The 25,649-nt window shown below is 50.7% G+C and carries 21 protein-coding genes and 1 tRNA gene; 13 read left to right on the top strand and 9 right to left on the bottom strand.

What is annotated here, in order from left to right:
• Positions 1 to 38: 38 nt before the first annotated feature.
• The 8 genes from P304_RS15815 to P304_RS0100815 all read left to right on the top strand — a co-directional run bounded on the left by P304_RS15815 (position 39) and on the right by P304_RS0100815 (position 8,066).
• Complete coding sequence (locus P304_RS15815) at positions 39 to 1,652, top strand: sensor histidine kinase (RefSeq protein WP_027388999.1); 1,614 nt, start codon at positions 39 to 41, stop codon at positions 1,650 to 1,652.
• Positions 1,649 to 2,593 carry a sensor histidine kinase gene (locus P304_RS0100845; RefSeq protein ID WP_027388998.1) on the top strand — a complete coding sequence of 315 codons (945 nt, stop codon included), beginning with the start codon at positions 1,649 to 1,651 and terminating at the stop codon, positions 2,591 to 2,593. The genes P304_RS15815 and P304_RS0100845 overlap by 4 nt, the downstream gene beginning before the upstream one ends.
• Complete coding sequence (locus P304_RS0100840; RefSeq protein WP_027388997.1) at positions 2,590 to 3,042, top strand: response regulator; 453 nt, start codon at positions 2,590 to 2,592, stop codon at positions 3,040 to 3,042. Before P304_RS0100845 ends, P304_RS0100840 begins: the two co-directional genes overlap by 4 nt.
• The gene (locus P304_RS15810) at positions 3,039 to 4,607 is read left to right on the top strand and encodes a response regulator (RefSeq protein ID WP_027388996.1); all 1,569 of its coding nucleotides are present in this window, start codon (positions 3,039 to 3,041) and stop codon (positions 4,605 to 4,607) included. The genes P304_RS0100840 and P304_RS15810 overlap by 4 nt, the downstream gene beginning before the upstream one ends.
• Before the next feature lie 24 nt (positions 4,608 to 4,631).
• Positions 4,632 to 5,654 (top strand): NAD-dependent epimerase, encoded by a 1,023-nt coding sequence (locus P304_RS0100830; protein ID WP_027388995.1) that lies wholly within the window; start codon positions 4,632 to 4,634, stop codon positions 5,652 to 5,654.
• A gap of 112 nt (positions 5,655 to 5,766) precedes the next feature.
• Positions 5,767 to 6,501, top strand: coding sequence for a flagellin (locus P304_RS0100825; RefSeq protein ID WP_027388994.1), 735 nt, complete (start codon positions 5,767 to 5,769; stop codon positions 6,499 to 6,501).
• A 55-nt stretch (positions 6,502 to 6,556) separates the two neighbouring features.
• Positions 6,557 to 6,642: transfer RNA gene (locus tag P304_RS0100820), tRNA-Leu, on the top strand.
• A gap of 77 nt (positions 6,643 to 6,719) precedes the next feature.
• Positions 6,720 to 8,066, top strand: coding sequence for an MFS transporter (locus P304_RS0100815; RefSeq protein WP_027388993.1), 1,347 nt, complete (start codon positions 6,720 to 6,722; stop codon positions 8,064 to 8,066).
• On the opposite strand, the gene P304_RS13310 is transcribed toward P304_RS0100815, so the two are convergent.
• From P304_RS13310 to P304_RS0100785, 6 genes are read right to left on the bottom strand one after another with little or no spacing between them, the layout of a single operon-like run.
• Complete coding sequence (locus tag P304_RS13310; protein WP_051321285.1) at positions 8,002 to 8,826, bottom strand: NADH-quinone oxidoreductase subunit B family protein; 825 nt, start codon at positions 8,824 to 8,826, stop codon at positions 8,002 to 8,004. The two genes, P304_RS0100815 and P304_RS13310, sit on opposite strands and share 65 nt — an antisense overlap.
• Before the next feature lie 14 nt (positions 8,827 to 8,840).
• The gene (locus P304_RS0100805; protein WP_027388992.1) at positions 8,841 to 10,367 is read right to left on the bottom strand and encodes a hydrogenase large subunit; all 1,527 of its coding nucleotides are present in this window, start codon (positions 10,365 to 10,367) and stop codon (positions 8,841 to 8,843) included.
• Positions 10,364 to 11,803: a proton-conducting transporter transmembrane domain-containing protein gene (locus P304_RS0100800; protein ID WP_027388991.1), complete on the bottom strand. Its 1,440-nt coding sequence runs from the start codon at positions 11,801 to 11,803 to the stop codon at positions 10,364 to 10,366. Before P304_RS0100800 ends, P304_RS0100805 begins: the two co-directional genes overlap by 4 nt.
• 1 nt (position 11,804) lies before the next feature.
• The gene (locus P304_RS0100795) at positions 11,805 to 12,443 is read right to left on the bottom strand and encodes a hydrogenase (protein WP_027388990.1); all 639 of its coding nucleotides are present in this window, start codon (positions 12,441 to 12,443) and stop codon (positions 11,805 to 11,807) included.
• Positions 12,444 to 12,446: 3 nt separating this feature from the next.
• On the bottom strand, positions 12,447 to 13,364 hold the full coding sequence (locus tag P304_RS0100790) for a respiratory chain complex I subunit 1 family protein (protein ID WP_034763466.1): 918 nt from the start codon (positions 13,362 to 13,364) through the stop codon (positions 12,447 to 12,449).
• Complete coding sequence (locus P304_RS0100785) at positions 13,361 to 15,334, bottom strand: proton-conducting transporter transmembrane domain-containing protein (RefSeq protein WP_034763463.1); 1,974 nt, start codon at positions 15,332 to 15,334, stop codon at positions 13,361 to 13,363. Before P304_RS0100785 ends, P304_RS0100790 begins: the two co-directional genes overlap by 4 nt.
• A 238-nt stretch (positions 15,335 to 15,572) precedes the next feature.
• Here P304_RS0100785 and P304_RS13305 point away from each other — a divergent pair, with 238 nt between their 5' ends.
• The 3 genes from P304_RS13305 to P304_RS0100770 all read left to right on the top strand — a co-directional run bounded on the left by P304_RS13305 (position 15,573) and on the right by P304_RS0100770 (position 19,276).
• A complete protein-coding gene (locus tag P304_RS13305) occupies positions 15,573 to 16,445 on the top strand; it encodes a phospholipase A (protein ID WP_160164989.1) in 873 nt (290 codons plus the stop codon).
• Positions 16,446 to 16,465: 20 nt separating this feature from the next.
• Entirely contained in the window at positions 16,466 to 18,178 is a 1,713-nt protein-coding gene (locus P304_RS0100775) for a histidine kinase (RefSeq protein WP_027388987.1), read from the top strand.
• Between the two features lie 108 nt (positions 18,179 to 18,286).
• Positions 18,287 to 19,276, top strand: a complete 990-nt coding sequence (locus tag P304_RS0100770; protein ID WP_027388986.1) for an NAD(P)H-quinone oxidoreductase — start codon at positions 18,287 to 18,289, stop codon at positions 19,274 to 19,276.
• Positions 19,277 to 19,343: 67 nt separating this feature from the next.
• On the opposite strand, the gene P304_RS0100765 is transcribed toward P304_RS0100770, so the two are convergent.
• Entirely contained in the window at positions 19,344 to 20,765 is a 1,422-nt protein-coding gene (locus P304_RS0100765) for an aldehyde dehydrogenase family protein (protein ID WP_027388985.1), read from the bottom strand.
• 260 nt (positions 20,766 to 21,025) lie between these two features.
• Between P304_RS0100765 and P304_RS0100760 the strand changes: the two genes are divergently transcribed.
• Positions 21,026 to 21,382 carry a hypothetical protein gene (locus P304_RS0100760; protein WP_027388984.1) on the top strand — a complete coding sequence of 119 codons (357 nt, stop codon included), beginning with the start codon at positions 21,026 to 21,028 and terminating at the stop codon, positions 21,380 to 21,382.
• 158 nt (positions 21,383 to 21,540) lie between these two features.
• Here P304_RS0100760 and amt read toward each other — a convergent pair whose 3' ends face one another.
• A complete protein-coding gene (gene amt, locus P304_RS0100755) occupies positions 21,541 to 22,779 on the bottom strand; it encodes an ammonium transporter (protein WP_027388983.1) in 1,239 nt (412 codons plus the stop codon).
• Positions 22,780 to 23,029: 250 nt separating this feature from the next.
• Between amt and P304_RS15805 the strand changes: the two genes are divergently transcribed.
• Positions 23,030 to 24,529, top strand: a complete 1,500-nt coding sequence (locus tag P304_RS15805; RefSeq protein ID WP_051321283.1) for a sigma-54 interaction domain-containing protein — start codon at positions 23,030 to 23,032, stop codon at positions 24,527 to 24,529.
• Positions 24,530 to 24,539: 10 nt separating this feature from the next.
• On the opposite strand, the gene thiH is transcribed toward P304_RS15805, so the two are convergent.
• Complete coding sequence (thiH, locus tag P304_RS0100745) at positions 24,540 to 25,649, bottom strand: 2-iminoacetate synthase ThiH (protein WP_027388982.1); 1,110 nt, start codon at positions 25,647 to 25,649, stop codon at positions 24,540 to 24,542.

The following is a 25,649-nucleotide window of genomic DNA, read 5'->3' as shown; positions in this document are numbered from 1 at the left end:
TTTTTACATAACACTTACCCCTGAACTTGGAACTCATCATGCGTAATTCTGACCATTCATCTTTTCCTGATGTGGCATTAGAAAGTAGTACCGCTCAAACGCAAGGGGTTGGCATTGCTGCTTACCAAGCCGAGCTTGAAGTGCAAAATGAAAATTTACGGCTTGCACAACGCCACATGGAACAGGCGCGGGATGCTTTCGCCCGGCTGTACAACTTTTCGCCCAATGGATATTTAACCCTGAGTAGCAGTGGAATTATCCTGCAACTGAACCAGACTTTTGCCGATATGCTTGGTTTGTCGATCAGTGACCTTACCTACCAGCCGTTTGTAAATTATCTTTCCGAAAATGAACGGCGCATATTTCTCGCTCGCTATCCATCGTTTTTCAAAAGCCCACGTGATAAAAATATCGAAACAACTTTGCGTGGCTGCAATGGTCGTGTGCATGTCCGTTTAACTGGCAGAAGTGAATTCGCCGCCTTTTTTTCGCCAAAGCGTCAGGAGGAAGGGACGGTACTCCTCCTTGCGGTTAACGACATTACAGAACAGCACCGCTTGGACGAAGCACGCCGCGACAGCGAGGAAAAATTTCGTCTGATCGTCGAAACCACCACCGACATGATTTTCCAAATTGATCATGCCAGCATATTTACCTATGCCTCTCCTGCCACTCCAAGCGTCATTGGGTGGGAAGTCGAACAAATCGTCGGGACGAGCTTTATCAAACTGATAGCCCCAGAGTCACTTGAAGTTGCCATGAAGGCTTTTGCGCAAGTTATGGAAGGAACCTCAATACAGCTTTTAGAATTGCAAATTCTCCGGAGCAACCATTCAACCATAACCGTTGGTGTGAGTGTTGCCCCTCAGATCCGTAACGGTTCTGTTATCGGGCTGCAAGGGATTGCACGCGACATCTCCGTTCGCAAAAAACTGCTTGACGATCTTTCACGATCCAACACCGAACTCGAACAATTTGCGTATGCGGTGTCGCATGATATGCGGCAGCCATTGCGAATGATTAACAGTTATTTGCAAATCCTTGCCAAAGAACTGGGTGGTGATATATCCCAAACGGCGCGTGACTGCATTCATTATGCTACTGATGGTGCCGTCCGTATGGATCAAATGATTGTCTCACTGCTCGCTTACTCGCGTATCGGGCGCAAAAGTGATCCGATCGGCGTGGTCAGTCTGCGGGAAACACTCGACGAAGCCCTCACGTTTCTTGCACCCGCCATTCTAGAAACCCAAGCTATCATTGAAATCAACGGAGAGTTTCCCGCTTTCACGCTGAGTCGTGACGAGATGGTTCGATTGTTTCAAAATCTGGTCGACAACGGGTTGAAATACCAACCGGTTGGGCGCATACCACACATCACCATCACCGCCAGAGAAAGCGATAAAAATTGGATTTTTTCCGTCGAAGATAACGGAATTGGCATCGATCCTTCACAAGCACACCGACTTTTTCAGGTATTTTCCCGCCTTCAGTCGCGAGCGAAATACGACGGCAATGGCGTCGGCCTTGCGATATGTCGTAAAATTGTCGAAAAGCACGGTGGTAAAATCTGGATTAAGTCATTTGGCGATGGGCATGGGACGACCTTTTATTTTACCATTCCCAAAACAACGAATCCCGTAACAATATGAGCAGTAACTCGCTTGCCCGTTTGCAACACCTAGAACGGTGGATGTCCATTTTTTTTACTCTGCTCGCAGCAGTATGGAGCAGCTTAGTTATTATTATGGTACTCAAACGGCAGCTCGACACCAACCTTCTCGGATATGGTTCACTCTGGGTCGTCGGCATTCTTGTTTTGTGGTTTAGCTGGTGGCGAGCCAGCAAACGACTTTCGACCGAACAAATCATCAATGAGCGCGAAACCCTCATTCTACAACTGAACCGTGCGAATGCTGAACTGCAACGATTTGCCGAAATCTCCGCCCACCACCTTCAGGAACCGACCCGTCGCATCGCCGCCTATACCAAACGACTTCGCCAACACATGCACGGCACAACATTAGACGACGAAACGACCCTGACCATCACCTATATTGAAGAAGGGGCGGAACAACTGCGCGCTATCGTGCGCGACATACAGCTCTACCTCGCCGCCAGTGAACCACGGGGCGAAATACAACCGCTCGACCTTTGCCAGTTAGTGAACAAAATCCAGCACGAAAAAAGCCACCTGCTATCAGCATGCAACGCAACCATTACGTGCCACAGTACAATACCCCTGTTTCTTGACGCCGGGCGCGCCAAAGATATATTTTCTATTTTAATCGATAATGCAGTACGGTATCAGCGCGAAAACATTCCGCCAATTATTTCTATCCGAAGCTATCAAGAAAAGACTGCATTGCGAATAGAAGTAAGCGACAACGGACGAGGCATCCCGCAAGAGTATCACCAGCGAGTGCTGCGCGTGTTCGAAAAACTTCAACATGCTGACCGTGAAGGAACGGGAGTTGGATTAGCCATTGTACGGCGAATTGTCGAGAGTTGTGGTGGACGCATATGGCTGGATTCTCAGCATGCGCATGGAATAACTGTGTACCTTGAATTACCCAATAGGAAACCAAAATGAATCATGCTCAAGTAAAACCGTTTGTAATTCTGCTCGTTGAAGACGAACCCGCCGATGCTCACCTCGTAAAAATGGCATTACAGGAGAACCGGGTTTTAACTGAAGTTCACCATGTATCGGATGGTGTGGAAGCACTTGAATTTTTGCGCCGACAAGGGGAAACGTTTTCTCGTGTGCCACGCCCCGACTTAATCCTCCTTGACCTGAATATGCCACGCATGGATGGGCGCGAACTTTTAGCCGCTCTTAAAAAAGACGAAGATTTTTGCGGCATTCCTGTCGTCATGCTTACCACGTCCGACGTCGAACGCGATGTTATTGCATCCTATAAACTCGGCGCAGCGGGATACATTACAAAACCCGTTGACTTTGAACAATTTGCCATCGCCATTCGGCAACTCGAAGGGTATTGGTTTACCTTAGTAAAACTCCCAGAGAACAACACATGAATGCTAACTTTACGGTTCGCGTACTGCTCGTTGAAGATGAACCTGGCGACGCGGGACTGATTCGGCAAGCTCTCAAGAACTCCCCCGTAGGGCATTTTGACATTGAGTGGGTCACCTCACTCGCGGAAGCCGAAGCCGTGCTGGCGCATCATCGTCCCGACGTAATATTGCTCGACCTATCGTTACCTGACTCGTTCGGGTTACCCACCGTGCAACATCTCAGAGCCCTGTCGCTTGCGACGATGATTCCTATCATCGTCCTCACTGGAAACGACAACGAATCCTTTGCGCTTGAAGCACTCGAAGTTGGCGCGCAAGACTATCTTGTCAAGGGGACTTTTTCAAACGACTCGCTTATCCGGGCTATTTACTACGCCAAAACGCGGGCGCAACTCGAAAAAAAACTTGTCGACTTCAACGCAACGCTCGCCAAACAAGTAGAACAAGAAATACGTGAACGCAACCTTGCCAGCGCAACCTATAAAAACCTGTTCGATGCCGTTCCCGATGCAATCATTATCCACCGCTTTGACGCCCAAGGTAACTCGACCTTTATCACCGAAATGAATCAAAGTGCCTGCCAGATGTTTGGTTACACACCAGAAGAAATGATGCAGCTTACCCCAGCCGACCTCGGCCTGTGTTCACAAAGTACTGGCAATAATCGAGCCTCCTGCACCGCACGCGCGGTGCCGCGCGATGCCGAAATGGAACTCACCCGCGCTGATGGCTCCAAGTTTCTAGCGGAATACACCTGTTATTGCCAGCCGCGCCTTCCGGGCGCTCCTGCATTTGCTGTCGTGCGCGATGTAACCGAAAAAAAACGTATGGAGCACGAACGAAAACTCAGCCAGCAAATGTTGATACAGCAATCGAAAATGGCAGAATTAGGCACTATGATTGGTGCTATCGCCCATCAATGGCGCCAGCCACTCAATATCATTAACCTCCTCGTTGCTGACTTGCCTGAAATGTACGCCTATGGCGAAATCGAGCCGGAAGAACTCACTGGCATATCAGAAACTGTCGCCGAACAAGTCCGTTTTATGTCGCAAACCATCGAAGACTTCCGGAATTTCTACAAGCCATCGTTAGAACCACAGAATTTTGATATGGAAATGGCAGTTCGCGAAGTGTTGAGCATGCTTTCGAAACAATTCGTTCTTGATAATATTCAAGTCGATATCGAAGTGACCCTCACGCCGCCCTTGCCCGCCATTGGCTATCGCAATGAATTCAAACAAGTCGTTCTGAATCTTCTTAATAATGCCCGTGATGCTTTTATTGAACGAAAAATAGCCTATCGCCGCATCGTTATCACGTTTAATCAACATTCCGAAAAAGTCGCGCAAGTCTGTTTTCAAGACACCGCCGGCGGCATAGCCGAAGAACTCCTGCCCGATAAACTCTTTGAGCCTTTCACCTCTACGAAAGGCGAAGGCGGCACTGGGATAGGACTCTCGCTTGCTCGCATGATTATGGGAAAAATGCACGGCAACATCGAAGGGGCGAACAGCGGACGTGGAGCAAAATTCTGCCTCTCGCTACCCGCTCGTAACGCATAAATATGGAAAATACAGGGGAAATTCATGCTCATTCTTGTAACCGGCTGCGCCGGATTCATCGGCTTTCATACCGCGAAAACACTCCTTGAACGGGGCGACAGCGTTGTCGGCTTTGATAGCGTTAACGATTACTACGACACTGCTCTCAAAGAAACACGTCTTAAAATTCTTGCCGAAACTGCCACCCGCACTGGCAATACCTTTCTTTTTATACGTGACAACCTTGCCAACCTGAAAGCTGTGGAACAGTGTTTCGCTGACCACCGTTTCGACCGCGTCATCCATCTGGCCGCGCAAGCCGGAGTTCGCTACTCGCTGGTCAATCCCCACGCCTACGTCGAAAGCAATATCGTCGCGACCACGAATATCCTGGAAGCCTGCCGTCATGCCGAAACACCACACCTCACCTACGCCAGCACCAGCAGCGTGTATGGCGCGAATACCCGAATGCCCTTCAGTGAACACAATGGAGTCGACCACCCGCTCCAATTTTATGCCGCTACCAAACGTGCCAACGAACTGATGGCACACAGCTACAGCCACCTCTATAAACTTCCCACCACCGGACTCCGCTTTTTTACTGTTTACGGCCCTTGGGGACGACCCGATATGGCGCTCTTTCTTTTTACTAAAAACATACTTGCAGGTGAACCGATCCAAGTCTTCAATCATGGTAACCATACCCGTGACTTCACCTACGTCAGCGATATTGTCGAAGGGGTTATCCGCGCCAGCGACCAAATCGCTGCACCGAATCTTGCATGGAACAGCGACACCCCAGACCCTGCGACCAGCAACGCGCCCTATCGCATCTTTAACATCGGCAATAACAACCCAGTAAAACTTAGTGAATATATTGACGCAATCGAAAAAGCGCTCAATAAAAAAGCGATCAAAGAACTCCTGCCACTGCAGGCTGGCGATGTACCTGACACCTTTGCCGACGTGAGTGAGCTGGAAAAACAAATCGCCTATAAGCCAAGCACCCCAGTGCAAGAAGGGGTTGCTCGCTTTGTGCGCTGGTATCGGGAGTATTATCAGGTGTAACTGACCTTTTCTTCTTGGCATGAGAAGAGGCAAGCCTTTGACTTTTTGACAGAGAGTACTATACTCTCCCTATGATTCTCTCGGGCGCACGCATTTCACAAGGAGGTGTCCCATGATCACCAGCAAACATATATCAGGAGCTTTTGAGCGCAATTACCAGCAGTCGTATCAAAACGTTGTTGATTCGGCCAAGCGCATTTCGTCAGGCAAAGCCCTTACCACCGACAGCCCGGTGAACGTGGTTATTGGGGAGAGATTTGCGGCCAAAGTAACCGAAAATTTTAATCTTCTGCGCAATGCGCAAGATGCCATTAGTATGAATCAAACCAAAGATGGCGGGCTGAGCAGTGTTGGAGATTCCTTGCAACGGATGCGTGAATTGGCGGTGCAGTATAAGAACGGGACATTGACCGATGATGATCGGCAAATCATCGCCTATGAAGCACAACAAATGGCAGAAGGCATTAACGATATTGCCAAGATGGTCGAATTTAACGGCCATAAAATACTTGGTGGTTTTGACAGTGCTTCTCTGGGTGTTAACGGTTTAAACCTTGGAGCAGAAAACTCTCTTGCCGTTATCGACCAAGCGCTTTCAACCGTGAATTCATCCCGCGCGACTATTGGTGCTCAAGTCAATCGCGAAGAGGCGAACATCAATAACCTTGCGCAAAGCGCTATTGCTCAATCGGCCGCAGAACAAAGCCTGCGCGGTGTAGATTTGGCACGTGAGATTACCAAATTAACGACTTCGCAGATGCTCATGGAAGCCGGAATGTATGCCCAAAAAGCGCACCAAGAAATCACTATGAACCGCTTGAGCGGCCTCCTTGGACTTTCCTCATAAACGAGGAAAAATCGCTTGACGAGTCCGCTGTTTTTCTGTAATCTCCTGCCTCGTCGCAGGAGTGGCGGAATTGGTAGACGCGCTATCTTGAGGGGGTAGTGTCCAACGGTCATGCGGGTTCAAGTCCCGCCTCCTGCACCACTTTAAACCTTAATTAACCGAGAGTTTCCGCTCTCGGTTTTTTTATTCTTCTCCGAACTCTGACGCAGGAATATCGCATGTCACCGACCAACACTCCCCAACCACTAGATGCCAAACTCTTACAAACTCGCATTATGCCTATTCTCGCCTTTGCTATCCTTTTTTCTGTACTCAACGGCGTCATGTTCAATGTCGCTATACCCGATATTGCTGCTACGTTTTCCCTCTCCCCTTCAACCGTGAGTTGGGTTGTCAGCGCCTACGTGGTCATGTTCGCTCTTGGCTCGGTGCTGTACGCCAAGCTGGCAGAGCGTTTTGCCATCCGCGATCTGATCAGTGTTGGCCTTGGTCTTTTTAGCCTCGGTTCAGTGGTTGGATATGTGGGCGATTCGTTTGCTTGGTTGATGATCGGGCGCTTAATTCAGGCAAGTGGCGCTTCTGGCATCCCCGCGCTGGGGATGATGCTAGCCACGCTCTATGCCCCAGCCCACTTAAAAGGGACGGTATTGGGAATGTTTGCGTCAACCGTTGCCTTTGCGGCAGGCATCGCGCCATTGGTTGGAGGTTTTCTGGCGGGTAACTTCGGCTGGAAAGCGCTCTTTTTTCTGCCACTGGCAACACTCATTGTCATCCCAGCATTTCGCCGCTTTCTCCCGGACGAAATAAAACACCCCCGCCCGTTTGATTTCTTTGGCGCGACCGCTTTTGCGGTCGCTATTACGGCACTGTTATTTGCCGTCACCAAGGGGCGTTGGGATTTATTGCTGGGCGCTGTTATCGCCGCAGCACTATTTGCCTGGCATATCCGCCGTGTCAGCGCCCCGTTCTTGCCACCAGCGCTGTTTGGTCTGCGTCGCTATCGCAGTGGACTCATCATTGTGATTCTCGCTATCGCCCCCGCGTTTGCCATGATGTTTGCCGTGCCCATCATGCTGCGTGATGTCCATGCGCTGGATACAATGGCGATCGGCCTTGTCACGTTTCCTGGAGCGATGAGTGGCGCGCTCGCCGGATATTTTGCCGGAAAATTTTCCGCCAGACTGACACCGTATCGCATTGTACTGGGCGGAATTGTCATTTTGGGAAGTGGACTCATCGCGCTGATGGTATTGCACCGTTTTGATCCATGGGTGACGGCACTTTGTTTAGTATGCGGCAATGGTGGCTTCTCCATTATCCATTCATCACTTGCCAATACCATTTCTGAGACATTGGAACGGGTAAATACGGGTGTTGGGATGGGACTGTTTAACCTGACTTTTTTCCTTTCAGGTGCACTGGGAACGGCTGCGGCGGGGCGGGTACTTTCGATACCACTTCCGAGCATTCCGGTTGATGCCTACACTGTCCTTTTCGGCGTCATTGCGCTGGTGAGTGGGTGCGCGTTTGTCGCCTTTCGCCGAGTATTTCGGCAGGCTCTGTGAGCCTTCCCAGCAAACGCAGAATCCCATCTAAAGTTGTGTATGGATGTGGTGGGCAACCGGGAATATAGAGGTCGACTGGTACGAGATCGCCAACACCGTTGTGTGTTTCTGGTGAATCGTGATACGGGCAGCCGGAAATGGCGCAGGCGCCAACGGCTATCACGATTTTCGGGTCTGGTGTGGCGACGTAGGTTTCTAGCAACGCGTGACGCATGTTTTCACTTACCGGACCGGTTATCAGTAGCCCGTCGGCATGGCGTGGCGAGGCGACAAACTGCACCCCAAACCGTCCCATATCAAAAACAAGTGTTCCCAGTACGTTGACATCTGCTTCGCAGGCATTGCACCCACCAGCGGACACTTGCCGCAGCTTTAAGGAGCGACCAAGGATACGGCGAATCGCCCCTGGCAAGGCCGCTTCCGGCAGCAACGGACGGAAATGGTTCGTCGCAGTGACGATAAGCCCCTCGCGCTGTCGTGCTGCGAGACGATGTTCGCGGCTCATTTGTAGCGCTCCAGATGGGCACGCCTGCGCGCATTCGTTGCAGAAAACGCACCGCCCCATATCGAGTTGCCAGTGTGGTGTTGTCGTAATCGCTGCCGTCGGGCAGGCGTTACGGCAGACAACGCACCCGACAGTGCAACGTGTTTGATCGAACAACGGCGCGCCGCTATACCGTTCGGGCAATGTTGGTTGTTGTTGCGGCCACGGGGCAGTGCGATAGCCCTGACGCCAGCGTTCGTGGAGCGTGTGAAGCATACAGTCACCTTTCCCTATAAATCGTGCCCACAGTACGACAAGTTAAAACTCTTATTGCACAGTGGAAAATCAGAAATTTCTTCGTTGCGTAGTGCCATTGCCAGTCCGCTCCAATTGTGAAATGACGGATCGACCACTTTATACCGAGCCCACTTGCCATGTTCATCCGTCAGTCCGACATGCACGACGACTCCGCGCCACCCTTCAACCAAGGTGCAGGCAATCTGTTCGGGTTGCAATATGAGCGGCGCATCTGCCACGCAAAGCGCGCCACCGGGGAGTTTCTGTAAGGCACCCTCGATGCGTTTCAGGCTGGTGGTGATTTCTTGCTGCCGAATGCTAGCGCGCGCAAACACGTCGCCACCGCTCGCTGTAGCCGCTTCACCTGCTTGTAGTCGCATTGACTCATAGAGAGGAAAGTCACTGCGTGCATCGCCACGAATGCCACTTGCCCGCGCCGCCATTCCCACTAACCCGAGTTCGCGAGCTGCGTGCTCGCTGACAACGCCAACCCGCTCTAATCGTCCCAATACCGATGGTGTTTCAAAAAAGAGGTCGAGCGACCCGTGTGTGTCGCGCCCGACAGTCGATAGTGTTGCCAATATCGTTCCTGCCAACCCGTCAGAAATGTCGTGCTGTACCCCACCAGGCCGCAATAGTCCGCGACCAAAGCGGTTCCCGCAGAGTGCCGCTGTGAGGTTCAGGTAATCGCCACGCAGACGTCCATTGAATGATGCCACTGGGAGGAATCCCACGTCGCCTGCCAACGCGCCGATATCGCCAACATGGTTGGCAAGCCGTTCGAATTCAAGCGCGATAGCACGGATCGTTGCGGCACGCGGCGAAATTTCAGCATGACTTAACGCCTCTACCAGCGCGCACCATGCGGTACCGTGGCCAATGGTGGTATCTCCTGCCAGCGTTTGCGCTTGCCACAAACTCAGGGTTGATACCCCGTTCCTTTCAATCAATCGTTCGGCATCGCGGTGTTGGTAGCCAAGTGAAATTTCAAGGTGCAGTACTTCCTCCCCATAACACTGGAAGCGGAAATGCCCCGGTTCAATGACCCCTGCGTGTACGGGACCAACAGCAACTTCGTGAATATCGTGCCCCGTCACGTGATAATACGCCATTTCGCCAACACTGGGATGACCAGCCGGACGATGCCACACATCGGCTCCTGTACGCCAGGACGCATGAAAGCGCACTGGTTTTAACCACGGGTGGCCGAGTGGTTCTAGTCCGTATTGTTCGGCGATTTCCCTTTCAAACAATTGCAGTTGTGGTATATCGGCGGCCAGTGAATCAAAACATTGCCCGATGATGGTCGAGCCAATTTCTAGCGTTGTTTCGCCGGTGTGGAGCAGGGCAAAGAGTTGAAACTCGTCGCTCTTTGAGCGTGGTGCGACAAAATAGGCTAACACGCGCGCCCCTTCGCTGATCATGATTCGCATCACTTCGCTAAATGTGGCGTAAGCCGTAACGGGAACCGACTGGCGTGGGATGGCCACACCGTTCCAGTACGGGATAAAGCTACTCATGCGCTACCTCCTAGCAAGGCAGCGGCTTGATACAGCAATGCCACCAGCGGTTCGGGCTGATAGATACCGAGTGTGATGGTTGCGAGAAGCAGCAGCAATGGTGGCAGTGTTGTGCGCCACGAATCACGATAGGGATTTTCGGCTACACTGGCATCGGCATTGCCAAACGACATCCGGAAAACCGTTTGCGCCATCCCGATGAAGACTATCGCTAGCGTGGCCAGAAAAACCAGTGCGATCAGAGGTTTATCAGCGCTGAATATGGCGCGGACAATGGTGAATTCGCTGAAGAAAAGTGCTGCTGGGGGTGTTCCGGTGACGGCGAAGAAGCCGGCAATGAAAATCGCACCTGACATAGGCAGGACGGCCAATGCGCCACGTACTTGCGAAAGGTGTTTGCTGCCAAAACGGCGATGAATATTCCCTGCTGCCAGAAAAAGCGTCCCTTTGACAAGCGCGTTGCCGATCAGATGAATCATCCCGCCAAAAAGTGCCGCGCCACCAATGGCAACCGAAATGGCCAAAATTCCGACGTGTTCGACGCTTGAATAGGCGAGCATCCGTTTGAAGTCAGGCTGGCGCATCACAAAAATGGCTGCCACCACTAACGAAAGAAGTCCCAAGGCGAGTAGTGTTTGCTGTGCCGTTGCCATTTGTCCTGCGGCATTCATTAGCTGTACTCCGCGTAAAATTGCCAGAAACGCGACGCTTGTCAGGCCGCCCGCTAGCAGCGCGCCAACGAGCCCAGAAGCTTCGCCATAGGCATCGGGCTTCCAACTGTGGAGTGGCGCAAGTCCCATTTTCGTGCCGAATCCGACAAGCATAAATACATATCCCGCCAAGAGCCATGGCGGCGAGAGCGCTGCCGCATGATGCAGCAGTTCGTCGAGAATAAGCACCGTTGGTAATTGCGCGTGCAAAGCGCTATAGCCGATAAAGAGGATGCCAAGCATGGCGAGTGCAATTCCTACCGAACAAATCAGCATATATTTCCATGTCGCTTCAATAGAGCGGCTATTGCGGTTGTAGTAAATCAGTGGCGCACTGGCGATGGTCGTAGCTTCAACGGCAAACCACAGTAATCCCAAATGACGCGACACAATTGCCAGCATCATGGAACTTTGAAAAATTAGCAGACAAAAAATAAAGATCCGATTGCCCCGTTCCTGACGATAGGCCAGATACTCCACCGCGTACCACGCGCACATGGCAAACAATAGTGACGTGGCGAATAAGACAACCTGCCCGAGCGGATCAAGGCCAATCCACAGGGTATCCACTTCGGCAGGGAGTAGACCAAGCGCCAGCGGCACACCAATCCCGGCAAAAAGGAGCCCGCTGAGCAGGAGCAGCCACGAGCGAAACTGAAAGGAAGGGACGGTCAGTACGAGCACTGAAAAGAGTAATGGCAGCAGGATAAGGAGGTATATCCACATATCAATCCCTCAACGAACAGAGGTTTTCGGTATTGATCGACGAAAACTCGCGGTTGATATGGTTCATCACAATTCCCATCACAAATACACCCACTAAAACGTCAAGCAAAATACCCGCTTCGATTGCCAGCGGAATCGCATCAACCAGTAGGAGACCAATCAGAAAAACTCCATTTTCAAAAACGAGATACCCCACAACTTGCGTAATCGCCTTGCGCCGCGTAATCAGTAACAAAAAACCGGTTCCAAGTACCGCAAGAGCCGTCGGTATTAACAGCGAAGTGGCATGGGCATCAATGAGTGGCAACGATTGCGCAAAAAGAAAGGCAAGAGCGGTAATAACTGCTCCCAGCAGCAACGTAGGGATGTAACCAATCACCGGTTCCACTTCACGCCGGATTTTAATATCGGCCATCGCGCGGGAAAGATACCATGGAATAATCACCCCTTTGAGGGCGAGCGCAATTGTGGCGAGCGAGACGCTGTGAAGACTTATCCCTTGGCTAACCAACACGAGCACTGCCAGCACCACCCCCTGTAGCGCAACCGCACGTATCAGTGCGCCAAGACGCGAAGATCCGAGCAAAAGAAAATTTATCAGCAGGACACTCAGCAGCAGCAGTTCAGCAAATGACGTCATGATTCACCTCATCAACAACATGCAGGCAACGATGCTGATCGCCATGATGCCAATTAAAACTTGCGGAATTCTGATCAAACGCAGTCGAGCAATGGTTGATTCAACTGCCCCGACCAACACGGCTATCGCCATCATGCCGACGAGGAAGAGAAGGGTATCGAAAACCAACTGATCCGTGCGCCATGGAAAGGCAATATTTCCGACTAAGGCTGCGAGTACAAAGAGCTTCATGGCAGCGCCGTGCAATACCAGCGCAAAGGAGGGGCCACTATGATCAAGCACCATAACTTCGTGAATCATGGTAAGTTCTAAATGGGTATTGGGGTCGTCGAACGGGATGCGGCAACTCTCTACCAGCATCACAACAAACAGGCAAAAAGAGAGTACCCCAAGCGAAGCGGTGTGGTGTTCCCAACCAGCGCGAATTACCGCGTGATTGTACATGGCGCCCAACGACGAATCACCAGCGAGGAGAATCAGCGTCATCAGGCAAAAGAGCAGCGTTGGTTCGACCAGTGATGCGTAGCTCACTTCACGAGCGGCACCCATGGCTTCAAAACTCGAACCGGTATCAAGGGCGGCTGTTGCCACAAAGAAACGTGCCAGAGCGAATAGGTAAAGAAAAAGGATCACATCGCCTTGGAAAGAAAACGGTGCGTCAAGCGGCCCTAGTGGTAAGAATAGCACCGCCAGTAACGGCACAAAGAAGCCGAGCACTGGGCCTGTTTGGAAAATCCATGTCGTCACGCGACTGATTACCATCCCTTTGTGCCACAATTTCCAGATATCGAAATACGGTTGCAGGAATGGTGCACCATAACGTCCCGCAAAAAATGCCTTTGTTTTATTGATGATGCCTAAGAGCAGCGGTGCAAACAGCAGCAGAAGGGTCAGATGTAAGACGATGCGAGCGAGTATCATGCGACCCCTCCCCAGAACGTCCAAAAGAGCAAAGCAGCAAGCGTTAACGCAATGTAGAGCAAGTAGATCCCAACAAATCCCCGCGTTAACCACGATTTAATCGCACTGCATCCGCGCTGGAATTGGCCCGTAGTCGGAAGGAGTACGCTATCCAAAATTTTATCGTGTGACTCTGTATGGAATGCTATAGCGGCGGGCAACACCCCTTCGGCAACGCCACGGGAACGGTGAAAGCCGACTCCCCAGCGGAACAGATGAACCAACGTTTGGGCGAATGATGACGCGGTGTATTGCATGCGCACCGTCGGATGAAGATAGCCGCAGCCCCAAGTCGAGCTGCGCGGAGCATAACGCGCCCGACGTACCAGCCACCAGATTGCTATCCCCGCCACACCCCACACGAGTAGCCCTGTAACGCTGAACCATGTTAACGACGAGGTGATTGCCGCCAGCACTCCAGTGACGTCATTGGTCGCTATAAGCAACGGGTTCACTAGGAGTGATGGCAACAGCCCAATCAGCACACACGCCAGCGTGAGCAGTCCCATCGGCAGGCGCATACTCCAGCCCGGATCGTGCAGCTTTTCGGGAGCAATCTGGCGCGATTCGCCAAGAAATACGGTGCCGAACACTTTCACGAAACAGGCCAGTGCCAATGCGCCTGCCATCGCTAGGATACCAGCGGCCAACAACGCAGGAAGTGAGATAGCGTGTGAATAGGTGAGCGTTTCAAAGAGACCAAGGTAGACAAACCACTCGCTAATAAATCCATTGAGCGGTGGCAGCGCGCAAATGGAAGCTGCGCCACCAAGAAAGGCAATTCCTGTCCATGGAGCATGCCGCAACACGCCGCCATACGCATTGATCTCGCGCGTCTGCCCCATATGAATAACGGAACCGGCACTCAGGAAAAGCAAAGACTTAAAGAGACCATGATTCAGCACGTGCAATAAGGCGCCCGCCAGCCCGAAAATCTGCATGGCAGGATGATCATAAATTCGCCCGAGATAAAAAAGCGCTACCCCGATGAGGATGATACCGATGTTTTCTACGCTGTGATAGGCCAGCAATCGTTTGATGTCGTGTTGTGCTAGCGCGTAGGCGACACCAAAAAATGCCGAAAATGCGCCGAGAACCAGCAATGTCCAGCCCCACCACGGTGGAATAACTGCGACCCAATCATTCAGTCGAATCAATCCGTAAATCCCAGATTTAATCACCACGCCAGAAAGGAGCGCCGAAATATGACTTGGAGCGGACGCATGCGCACTGGGGAGCCAGATATGCAGCGGCATCAACCCTGCTTTTAGACCAAAGCCAAATAACCCAGTCAGCAAAAGTACCGGCGCGGCGTATCCTGCTAAGAGCAGCGGCTCGGCGGGGAAAAACCAATGTCCCTGTTCTGCCCCCATCAGGGCAAAAAGGGCGATTAAACTCAGCGTTCCGGTGTGGGTCGCTGCCAAATAGACAAAACCGGCTCGCTCTACTCCGTTATCGCGGTGGCGCAGTGTCATAATCAGGAAAAACGCCGCCAGTGCCATCACTTCCCACATAATCAGAAAGAGCATTGCATGGGCGCTAATGAATATCATCACCATGCTGCCAAGTAACATTCCAAGTGTAAAGCGGAGCGTGTGGGCGTTGTTTCCTTCTGTGGTTACCGAAAAATACCCCCAGCCATACCAGCTGCACATTCCGCCGACAAAGAAGAGCGAAAGGAGAAAAAATGCCGCAATCGCATCGAGGGAAAACCACGGGAAGGTTGCAATGGGGAGTGATAGCGCCGAAGAGTCGCATACAAAAAAAGCAACGATAGCAGCCAAGCCGCACGCCGAGCCAAGAAGGGCAATACAGAGAGACATCGTTTCAGCTTGGCGTTGCCGAGCCGCTGACGCATTCCAAAAACAGAGTCCTGGAATACCCGAAAAAGCGAACAACAACGCGCTGAAAATGACCATTTCAAGAATCATTTCCCTCTTTATCCCGCCTCTCTGAAGAAATTATAGAACATCTTTTGAATAAGAACTAGATGGCGATTCTTGCGCTCAGCGCGAGAAAAGTCAAGAGGGAGAATGAACCAAAACAAGCAGGAGCAGCATGACCGATCATTCAGCAGCGCGTACTCTCCTAAAATTTTGCTGGACAGTCGGGAGCACTCTATGTTTCATGATCAAACATATGCGTAAAATTACTGAAATGAGGTGCACCGTGCGCCATCCAAGCACACCCGCTCTGTTCTGGTGTTTGATCATTGTTTTGTTGGCTTTCCCAGCACATGCTCTGGCTACGTCAGAACGTGTCGCACTGGACGGTGCCGGGTCGCCTGCTGCTGATACTACGGAAACGACGGAATACCTGTTTATGCCAGTCGATGAACCGGCATTTACCACGCATGAACCACTGTACTTTACGGTGGGGGGGATGCGGGATTTGAATTCACGTTTTCAATTGAGTTTCAAGTATCGCCTTCTCGATCCGGATAGTTTGCCAGTCGAATGGTTTCCGCCGTTAGCAGGCATGTATCTAGGGTACACACAAACATCGCTCTGGAACATCGGCGCAGAATCGGCTCCCTTTCACGACACGAGCTACCGTCCAAGCTTTTTCTGGCAAGGAGCTTCGCAGGGGAAAGGGTTGACGCCCAATCTATTGCGCGGTGGTTTTGAACACGAATCGAATGGCAAGGATGGCGAAAGCTCCCGGAGTACGAACACAATTTTTGCCCAGCCTGTCTGGCACACAACGTTTCGCGATGGGCGATCACTGGCGTTTGCTCCAAAATTCTATCTCTATCTCGAAAAAGAAGACAACGCTGATATTCAACGCTATCGTGGATATGCGGACTGGGTAGTTCGCTACGGCAACGAGGAGGGGTGGATACTGTCAACCAAGTTGAATATAGGTACAAGTGGGCGTGGCAGTGGGCAGTTTGACCTTTCGTATCCGTTGCGTCGACCACTGTTTGCCCGTACGGGTGGTTTTTTGCACTTTCAACTTTTCACTGGACATGGTGAAAGTTTGCTCGATTACAACCTTGATAAAGATACACAATTGCGGATAGGATTTTCGATAGTACGGTAAATTATCTCTGAGGAAATATTGTGACGCTGCAAAATCTTGTTCTCCATATAGACCCGCTCTCGAATCTGCATCTGCTGGTGAGCTTGTTGCAGCACTGCGCGGTATATGCGACGATTATTCTACTTCTCGGGAAACATCCGCTTTTACGAAGCGAGTTTGCGAGTAATATCCTGAATCGTTTTGATATACGGTTGTTTTTGTTTTTTTTCGCCGTACTTGGTATTGGTGAAATGCTTGCCATCCCCTACCACGGAACCTACCTGTATTCGAATGGGGCGCTTGTGCTTGCTGGTGGGTATTTATACGGTATCGGGATGGGGTTGGCGCTGGGGACGACAGCGGGAATATTTCACCTGCTCACAGCAGACTGGCTGGCTATTCCGCTGTGCTTCCTCAGTATTGCTATGGGACTTGCCGCTGGATGGGTTGGTTCGCACGGAAATTTCCACCCGCTGAAAGCGTCTATGCACATCTTTGTGATAAGTTTCGGAAAATTTCTTCTGTTCCCTACTATTTTATCTGCTTCGCCGGTGGCGCTGTTTTTGTTCACAAAAAGTGGACCAGCAACCTTGCTGGTTGAATTTTCCGGCGCATTGCTGCTCATGTATGTCCTGCATTTTCTGGAAGCGCAACGCCACAAAGAGCATAGTTTTGCCGCATCGAATGCGCTTCAGATTGCGAGTCGCACGATTACTGTTCTCAAAGGGGGAATTTCGCCGGAAGCGGCTCAAGGGGTATGCGAGATTATCCGTCGCCATATTCCGGTCGACAGCGTGGCGATCACTGACAGGAAGGAGATTTTGGCGATTGCCGACGATTCGCCCACCCTACATGAAAGTCGCAAGGGGCAGTTTCTCTTCACTCGCCATGCACATCAGGCTATGCAACTTGGCGAGATTGTAACTATTCGTGATGAGCTTCAGCGCAAAGGGAAGCAGGAAAAATACGTGTATCACGCGCTTTATGTGCCGTTGTTTGCGTCTGAGCAAGTGACTGGCTTGCTGATCTTGCACAATTGGGGCGAACGACATTTTTCTCCGTATATCCGTGAGCTTATCAATGGACTGCAACAACTTATCGGTATCCAAATAGAACTCGCAAAACTGCAAAAACATAAGGAACTTTCGGTACAAGCGGAGCTGTTGGCTTTACAGCGGCAGATTAACCCGCATTTCTTTTTTAATTCGCTGAACACTATTATGTCGCTCATTCGTATCGATCCGCCTAAAGCACGTCGCCTTCTCTTGAAAATGAGCGAAATTTTCCGTGTTACGTTTAAAAGTACCTCAGGAACGGTGCCGCTGAGTTCTGAAATTGAAATTGTTAAAAGTTATCTTGAGCTAGAGAAAGCCCGCTTTGGTGATAAAATCCATATTGTCTTTACTATTTCCCCACAGGCACTTCGCTTTCATCTGCCGCAGCTTATCATTCAACCTTTGGTTGAAAACAGCATTGCGCACGGTTTTAAGAATGTTCCGGGTGATTGGCATATTGCGATTGATGCCACGATTGATAGTGGCATTTTCCTGCTGAATATCTCCGATAATGGCAATGGTATTCCGCAGGAACAATGTCAGCAGATACTTGAAATGGGTGTTGGTAATATGTCTGGCGTCGGGCTGAGTAACGTCTATGAACGGCTGCGAAACTACTACGGAAAGCGGCTGACATTCACGGTTGACTCTTCCCCTGGAAACGGCTTTAAGGTGAAAATTGCTATTCAAGAAGAGTAGCATTCTCCTTTTTTCTTGCAAAAGTGCCGTAGACTTTTACGCGCTATGGTTGGTATAGTTCAGAACAGAGTTTCATTATCAGATAGTACATTTTCGGAGGTTTATTCGATGAAAGCAGTTTTACTCTCAGGCTTTGGTGGCCTAGACGTCCTTCGTGTCGGCGAAGCAGAAAAACCTGTTCCCGCGGCAGGGCAGGTGTTGGTTAAAGTGGTAGCATCTTCGATTAACCGTCCTGACATTGTGCAGCGCGAAGGGAATTATCCGCCACCCAAAGGTGATTCGGAAATTTTGGGATTGGAAGTGGCTGGCACCGTAGAAGCACTTGGCGATGGCGTGACGAACTGGAAGGTGGGCGACCGCGTGATGACACTGGTCGGTGGTGGCGGATATGCGGAATATGCCGTCGCGTATGCGAATCACCTCATGCCGATTCCAAGCAGCATGAGTTTTGAAGAAGCCGCGTGTGTGTGCGAATCCTACATTACGGCGTTTCTGAATATCTTCATGATTGGCGAACTCGAAGATGGACAAACCATCATCATTCATGGCGGCGGCGGCGGTGTCAATACCGCTGGCATCCAACTTGTCCGCGCCTTGGCACCAAACTGCAAAATCATCGTCACCGCTTCGCCGGAAAAAATAGATCGCGTACAAGAACTGGGCGTCGACCTTGTGATTAACTACAAGGAAAATCCTGACTTCACCGGTATTATTAAAGAATATACCAATAAAGCGGGCGTCGATCTTATTCTTGATCATATTGGGGCAAAATATCTTGCACCGAACATGAACTCACTTGGCTACAAAGGGAAACTCGTCATTATTGGTGTGACCAGTGGCATTAAGGCAGAGTTAAATCTGGCTCTGATGATGGTAAAGCGTCAGCAGATTATCGGTTCTGTGCTTCGCTCACGCCCCGTGAAAGAAAAAGGGGAAATCGTCGCCGAATTCACCCGTCGCGCGTTGCCGAAATTCGCGGATCGCACCATTGTGCCGCTGATTCATGCGACATTCCCGATCGAACAGATTGTTGACGCGCACCGTACTATGGATGAGGATGCCCACTTTGGGAAAATTGTTTTGAAAATAGCGCAGTAATATTTCGCGGAATGAGATTGGGTGCAGGCGGTGGAGTTCCTTTTATCGCCTGCACCCAGTGTTGTTTTCAGTTTAAATTAAACATCACGGTTTTTAATTCTGTCATCTCTTCGACACTATATCGTGCCCCTTCGCGACCGGTGCCACTGAGCTTCACGCCACCATACGGCATCTGATCGACGCGGAAGGTTGGCATATCGCCTACCATGACCCCGCCAACTTCGAGGTGATCGATCGCATAAAAAGCGGTTTTGATGTCACGCGTAAAAATACCGGCTTGAAGCCCGAATTGCGAGTTGTTCACCCGTTCAATAACTTCGTCCAACGTATCGTATGCCATGAGTGACACGACTGGGGCAAATGCCTCTTCGCTGACGATATCCATAGCTTCGGTGGTATTTTCGAGTACCGTAGGTTCAAGCATCGTACCGCTCCGTTTTCCGCCACACAAGAGTGTTGCCCCTTGCCGCACGGCATCATCGATCCACCCCGCGACGCGCTCAACTTCGCTAGCATTGATCATCGGCCCCACCAATGTTTTTTCATCCGCTGGGTTGCCCACTTGTGCGGCCTGCACTGCGGCAATAAAAGCATCGCGGAACTCCTGATAGCGACTGCGGTGAATGTAAATGCGCTGAATGCTGATGCACACTTGCCCAGAATTCGCAAATGCGCCAATCACACAACGCGGAAGGGCCTGCGTCACATCTGCGTCCTCATGAATAATCGCCGCTGAGTTTGATCCAAGCTCCAGCGTCACCTTTTTAATCCCAGCTTTCGCGCGAATCTCCAAACCGACGGCTGGAGAGCCGGTAAATGTAACCATATGGACTTTATCCGATTCCACCAGCGCATTCCCTACCACGCGACCAGAGCCAACTAATAATTGAATGCCACACGCCGGAAGGCCGGCTTCGAGTAGAAGCTCAACAAGACGGTGTGAGGTGAGTGGTGTTGAAGAAGCAGGTTTCAGGAGGATGGGGCATCCCGCTGCAATCGCCGGCCCAACTTTGTGCGCGACAAGATTAAGCGGGAAATTAAACGGTGTAATGGCTGCAATCACCCCTATTGGGTACCGCTTATAGTAGCCAAAGCGATTCTTACCGGAGACAGCAGCGTCATACGGTATGAGCTCGCCGCACAAACGACGCGCTTCGTCCGCCGCAAACTTGAACGTCTCTGCACTGCGGTCAACTTCGCCACGGGAAAAGGCAATCCCTTTCCCCGCTTCGGCAGTAATGGTAGCCGCAATCTCTTCGCGGTGAAGCACGAGAAGCGCAGAGAGACGATCCAGTATTGCGCCACGTTCCGCCGCCGTTAATCTTGCCATGGCTTTTCGCGCATCCCACGCTGCATTGATGGCATCCGCTACGACAAGTGGTGTGGCAGCATACATTTCACCTACCACTTTTCCGTCATATGGGCTGCGTACTGTTATTGTTTCCGATGTTTCCTGCCAGTGTCCATTGATGAACAGTTTTTTTGCCATAGGAATACCCCCTTGCTCTACATGTTAGGCAGTTTTTATCAGAAATTACCCAAAAGAAACAGTATTGGGATGAGAGGTGATGAGGCAATTCTGTGCATATATTACTCACGTGTAATAAGTGATTACACTGCACAGCGCATATTATTTCGCTCTAAGTCTATGTATATAAGGAATATATATCTTTGGCATGCTGTGTGCTTTATAGGAGGTCAAGAGCAAACATGCAGTGAATGCTCAATACCACCCAGAGGTGACTTATGATGAAAAAAGTACTTCTCACAAGCCTTGTTGCTTTTACCGCACTCTCAACAATCGCACTCGCGTATCCCGGAAAAGGGAATGGCGGTTATGGTGCAGGTGGATGTGGTTGCCCACAAGGTGGGCCGAATGCGGCTCAGCAGCAAGCACCAGAGCTGAGTGATGCTGATGCGCGTACGGCAATAGACGAGTATGTGAATGCAAACCTGAAAGGGTACACCGTGGGAGCTGTTCAATCATACGCAACACCTCGGGGCGCTATGTTTACTGCCGATGTAACCGATGCCAGTGGAAATAACTTTGTTCTTCATGTGAATCCATGGGGCACCGTGCGTGGGCCGTTTTTACCAAGAAGCTAACGGTTTTTCTTGAGTTTTCTTCTCTTTCCTCCTCCTTCTTCTTTCTTATATAGCATCCCTCCTTCTTTCTTTTGCCACCTTTCGGGGTGGCATTTTTTTTGGCGCAAAAAAACCGGAGCACACGAAGCGCTCCGGCAGTCGATAAAAACTTCTATCGACTAAAACAATTTCCGAGCCCCTTTACCGAATTCGGGATACGCTTCCAGTCCGCATTCTGCAAGGTCAAGCCCTTCAACTTCGACATCTTCATCAACGCGCAGACCCACAACCATCTTGAGAATTCCCCAGACGATGAGAGAAGTGATGAAGACGAAGGCGCCAATCAGGACAATACCCTTAATCTGTGCAAAGAGCGAAACATCAGCGTTAAATATCCCGACGGCTAGCGTTCCCCAGATGCCATTGACGAGGTGTACGGACAAAGCACCAACGGGATCGTCTATGCGCAATTTATCGAAAAGAGGAACGGCGATAATGATGAGTATGGCAGCGACAATACCGACAATGATGGCAATAGCCGGAGAGACATCTGGGCCAGCGGTGATCCCGACAAGGCCACCCAACGCTCCGTTCAGCACCATTGTTATATCAACTTTCTTGTACATAAGTCCGGTAAGGATAGCCGCAGTGATGGCGCCTGCTGCTGCTGCCGTGTTGGTTGACGCAACGACAAGACCAATAGCATCGATATCTTCAATCGTCCCCATGGCGAGCTGCGAACCACCGTTAAAGCCGAACCAACCAAACCAGAGAATAAATGTCCCCAGAGTTGCCATGGGAATGTTTGAACCTGGAATAGCGCGAGCTTTCCCGTTTTCGCCATATTTTCCTTTGCGAGCACCCAGCAAGAGAACGCCAGCCAATGCTGCCCAGCCGCCAACCGAGTGAACAATCGTTGAACCCGCAAAGTCAGAAAATCCTTCCAAAATCATCCCTTCTTCAGTGAGCGATCCACCCCATGTCCAGTGCCCTTGAATAGGATAAATGATCATCGTCAGCACTGCCGTAAAGAACAGGAAGGGCCAAAGCTTCATCCGCTCAGCAACCGAACCGGATACAACCGAAGCTGCTGTTGCTACGAATACCACTTGGAAAAAGAAGTCTGCATAAACGGAATGCGTATCGTAGCTAATACCACTTAGGGCAAAGCCTGTGCCGAAGAGAGCATTGCCGTCGCCGTACATCAAATTATACCCAAGAATATAATAGAGCACGGATGCGATAGAGAAAATCAACACGTTTTTGGTTAAAATAGTCGCGGTGTTCTTACTGCGCGTAAGCCCCGATTCCAACATGGCAAATCCGGCTGCCATGAACATAACCAAAATTCCGGCAAAGACCATGAGGAAAGAACTCAGGATGTATTGCACATCCGCACCTGCTAGAACCTCTTCCATCGTACACCTCCGATAATGTTTTTGAACGATACTCTCTATAGCAACCGGAATGCCAATGGTGTAACTAGTTTTTATATAGTTGTTTACTGTGAAGTGAACGGAAATAGCCGGTGACAAATACGACAATAATGACATTTCTGCCATTTGGCCCTGTTGTGCTATAAACCACTTGCGAGATAGGCGAATACACGCTAAAGATACCATCTGCGAATGACAATACTGACAATTGCTCCATGTTAAGGAGAACATCTTGAATACGGAAATGCGTTTCTTAAAAACGGCTCTCTCTTTGATCCATTCATCCCGCAACATAAAAATGAGCGTCAATACTGTGTTACGGCTCCTCAGCGAAAACTATGGTGCGCGCTACCCATCGCTTTTCCTCAAGGATATGGTTACCGGACACTTTACCTTGGAAGTATCTCCAGAAATTGCGCCTGACCAAAAGAGTGACATTTCACAACAAATAAATGAATGGCCACTCCTTTCGAGTCTCAATGTCTCTGGTGTCGTCATTTTGTCGCCTGACGACCTTGCAGCTTCTGGAAACCCTTTTACCGAGTTTGCTCGCGTGTCGGATACGAGTGCCCATTTTGTCATGCTTGCGGTAGAAGAACCGACCCGCAGCCTTCCCGCTGCTTTCCTGACCTGCTATCTTCCTGCAACGCCAGACTTTGGTCGAGCGATAGAGGTGATGCGACTTTTTACAAAAATGCTTTTTTTTCCACTGAGTAATTATGGGTATCGACTGACGTGGGATGAAAGTAATGAGCGGGGCAACGCGACCAACGCCCTTGATGGCATTATCGGGCAGTCGACCCCTATGCGTGAAGTCGCCGATCTTGTGCGGCGTATTGCCGCTAGTCGGGCAAGCGTCCTTATTACCGGCGAATCTGGCACCGGCAAAGAGTTGATTGCTCGCGCTATCCACGACCTTTCTATCCGTTCCTCTTGCCAATTTGTGGCGGTAAACTGTGCCGCGCTTTCCCATACCGTTATAGAAAGCGAACTCTTCGGGCATGAAAAAGGAGCTTTTACCGGCGCTGTTTCGCGCCGCATTGGCCGTTTTGAAAAAGCCAACGGCGGCACACTGTTTTTGGATGAAATTGGGGAAGTGTCACCAGAATTTCAAAGCAAACTTTTACGCGTTCTGCAAGAAGGGGAATTTGAACGGGTTGGCAGCAACGAAACCATTAAAGTAGATGTGCGAATTTTATGCGCGACCAATATTAATCTTGCCGAAGCGGTCAGTAAGCGAATATTCCGTGAGGATCTTTACTATCGCATTAACGTCGTAAACATTGCGTTGCCACCACTGCGTGACCGGGGTGAAGACATATCACTTCTGGCGCAACATTTTATGAATCAACTCAACCAAGAGCAGAGTCCAAACAACGTGGTTAAAATTCGACCGCATGACTTTGCACTCTTACGAAACCAGCCATGGTACGGCAATGTCCGTGAACTGCAGAACGCGGTTCATCGCGCTTACCTTGAACAACAAGACGGATGGGCACGCTTCCATTTTGTGCGACCATTGCGGGGCGAATTCGCCTCACTGGTAGCGGTTATGCCTGAAACAGAAGTTCACCATCCTGACGATGACGTCGCTTACGAAAGAGAAAAAATTGAGCAGGCGCTTCAGCGCGCTCGTGGCATCCAAACCGAAGCCGCACGAGTGTTGGGCATCACTGTGCGGCAATTGCGGTATCGGATTGCGAAATATCAAATGAGCGTGCGTAAATTTTAGCCGACGCTACTTACGCCAGCAGCTTATCCCAATCTTTCCAGACTGCTTCGTACCCATGTTTAGCAAGGGTTTTTGCCACTTCGTCCGGTGTGCGGTCGTCTTCGATATGGAACTGCACTTCCGCAATGCTCTCGGCGTTGGTGTAGCCACCGGGATTGGTACGCGATCCGGCTGACATTTGCGTTACCCCATATGGGAACACGAGGTCGCGGAATTTTGCCGATTCACGGGTCGAAAGCACCAGCACAGCATCGACCGTAAAGAGACGAAAGGCACAGATGATTTTAAAGAGGTCTTTATCCGAAACCGGATCATTGGGTTGATAGCCTCCAGCGGCTTCACGTAGTCGTGGAAATGATACTGACACTTGCGTGCGCCAGTAGTTTTTCATCAGGTATTGCGCATGCAGTGCGACGTTGGCCGCATCGAGACGGAAATTGCCTAACCCCAGCAATACACCGATGCCGATTTTACGCATTCCAGCCTGAGCACCGCGATCCGGCGTATCGAGTCGCCACGCAAAGCGACTTTTCTTGCCACCCGGATGGACGTGTTTGTAGAGATTCTGCTCGTAGGTTTCTTGGTAAATTGTTAACGCATCAACACCGTTCTCTACAAGTGTGCTGTAGTCTTCTGTGCTTAGCGGTTGTACCTCAACGCCAATCGAGCTAAAGCGCGGCTTGAGTTGTTTGGCTACTGCCGCCAGATATGGGGTATCGCAGTACCGCTCATCTTCACCGGAAACCAGCAGGAGATGGCGAAATCCTTCGGCGGCAATCGCAGCGGCTTCTTGCTCTACCTCGTCAAAGGTCAGGCAGACACGTCCAACATCGTTGCCATGGTTGAAGCCGCAGTAGACGCACGCGTTCGTGCAGTAATTGCTGACATAGAGCGGCGCGTACATCAGGATAGTGCGTCCAAAGCGTTGTACTGTCAGTTGGCGTGCTTTTTCCGCAATTTTTGGCAGAAATTCATCGGCGGATGGCGAGATCAGCGCGATAAAGTCGCGCACGTCGAGTTTTTCTTTGCCGAGCGCCCGCTGTACGTCAGCCGCCGTGCTGTTCTCGATCCAATGGAGCAACTCGCCCTGATTGATCGTTTTGAAAACGTCAGAGTACAT

The organism is Chrysiogenes arsenatis DSM 11915, from assembly GCF_000469585.1.
Classification (GTDB): domain Bacteria; phylum Chrysiogenota; class Chrysiogenetes; order Chrysiogenales; family Chrysiogenaceae; genus Chrysiogenes; species Chrysiogenes arsenatis.
Note: the sequence above shows the minus strand (reverse complement) of the source record. Positions and strands in the feature narration are given on the sequence as shown.